This window comes from Streptomyces milbemycinicus, from assembly GCF_002154605.1.
In the GTDB taxonomy this organism is placed as follows: domain Bacteria; phylum Actinomycetota; class Actinomycetes; order Streptomycetales; family Streptomycetaceae; genus Streptomyces; species Streptomyces milbemycinicus.
On the sequence record NZ_MUNE01000758.1, the window covers coordinates 1 to 1,325 of the forward strand.

General features: G+C 64.6%; 1 protein-coding gene. It reads left to right on the forward strand.

Translation table 11 applies throughout. The features are described 5' to 3' along the window. Positions 1 to 1,325, forward strand: a 1,325-nt coding sequence (locus CCN51_RS45250) for an acyltransferase domain-containing protein (RefSeq protein WP_158104759.1), incomplete at both ends; no start/stop codon positions are given.

The following is a 1,325-nucleotide window of genomic DNA, read 5'->3' on the forward strand; positions in this document are numbered from 1 at the left end:
TGGGCGCGTTGGTGCGGGGTGAGTCGGTTTCTGGTGTTGTTGTGGGTCAGGGTGTGGGTTCGGGTCGGTTGGCGGTGTTGTTTTCGGGTCAGGGCAGCCAGCGGGTGGGTATGGGCCGTGAGTTGTATGGCCAGTATCCGGTGTTCGCGGGAGCGTTTGACGAGGTGTGCGGGCTGCTGGACAAGGAGTTGGCGGGGTATGTCGAGCGGTCTTTGCGTGATGTGATCTTCGGTGATGATGCTGTTCTTCTTGGTCAGACGGTGTTTACGCAGGCTGGTCTGTTTGCCGTTGAGGTGGCGTTGTTTCGGTTGGTTGAGTCGTGGGGTGTGGTGCCGGAGTTTGTGGGTGGTCATTCGGTCGGTGAGATCGTGGCGGCTCATGTGGCGGGTGTGTTTTCGTTGGAGGATGCGGTTCGGTTGGTGGCGGCTCGTGGCCGGTTGATGCAGGCGCTGCCCGCCGGCGGGGCGATGGTTGCTGTCCAGGCGGCCGAGGACGAGGTGGCGCCGCTTCTTGCCGAGTATGAGGGCCAGGTCGGCGTTGCCGCGGTCAATGGTCCGACCTCGGTGGTCGTCTCGGGTGATGAGGATGCTCTCCTTGCTGTGGCGGAGTCGCTGCGGGGTCAGGGGCGTAAGACCAGGCGTCTTGAGGTGTCGCATGCGTTCCATTCGCCTCGTATGGACCTGATGCTGGACGACTTCCGCAGTATCGCCGAGAGCCTGGACTACGCCGCGCCGCGCATTCCGGTCGTCTCCAACGTGACCGGGAACCTTGCCGCAGCGGAGCTGGGCTCGGCTGATTACTGGGTGCGGCATGTTCGGCAAACGGTGCGATTCGCGGATGGGGTGGCTGCGCTCGCCGAGCAGGGCATCACGACCTTCCTCGAATTGGGCCCCGATGGCGTGTTGAGCGCTATGGGTCCCGATGTTGTTGGCGAGAGCCTGTTCGTTCCGGTGCTGCGAGCCCAACAGCCCGAGGTGCGGAGCCTGCTTTCGGGGTTGGCGCAGGCGTGGGTACGCGGCGTGGTGATGGACTGGACGCGGGTGTTCGAGGGCTCAGGCGCGTCGCGGGTGGATCTGCCGACGTATGCCTTTCAGCGGGAGCGGTTTTGGCTGGATGCTCCTGTTGAGGCGGTTGTGGTGGATGAGGTGGAGGCGCGGTTCTGGGAGGCGGTGGAGCGGGAGGATCTGGAGTCGCTTGCTTCGACGCTTGAGCTGTCAAACGGTGAGCAGTTGGGTGCGGTCCTGCCTGCGTTGTCGTCGTGGCGGCGGGGGCAGCGGGAGCGGTCGCGGTTGGATGGGTGGCGCTACCGGGTCGGTTGGAAGCCG